This is a genomic window from Streptomyces sp. SID5910 (genome assembly GCF_009862125.1).
Lineage (GTDB): Bacteria > Actinomycetota > Actinomycetes > Streptomycetales > Streptomycetaceae > Streptomyces.
The window spans coordinates 1-336 of the sequence record NZ_WWHX01000950.1 but is presented as its reverse complement, the minus strand read 5'-3'; the positions used below and the strand labels follow the sequence as shown (position 1 = coordinate 336).

Genomic DNA, 336 nt, shown 5'->3' with positions numbered 1-336 from the left:
CATGACGACCCGCGTCGAGGCCGCCGGCTACGAGTGGTCCACGCTGGGCGAGAACATAGCCCGCGGCCAGTCCGACGCCGCCTCGGTGATGAACTCCTGGATGAACAGCCCCGGACACCGCGCGAACATACTCAACTGCTCCTTCAAGGAGCTGGGGGTCGGCGTGCACTTCGGCGACGGCGGTCCCTGGTGGACGCAGGACTTCGGCGCGAGCCGCTGACGCCGCTCAGCGGCCCCCGTCGGCGAGGACGAACGACACCCTGACCCGCGCGCCGCCCAGCGGTGCGCGGCCGATCGTCAGCTCGCCGTCCGCCGCGCGGGCCGCCCGGGCCACGA

1 protein-coding gene is annotated in these 336 nt (G+C 72.9%); it reads left to right on the top strand.

The window, feature by feature from the left end:
- Positions 1 to 220: CAP domain-containing protein (locus tag GTW67_RS33775; RefSeq protein ID WP_161168546.1), on the top strand; the 220-nt coding region annotated here is incomplete at its 5' end.
- Positions 221 to 336 lie beyond the last annotated feature (116 nt).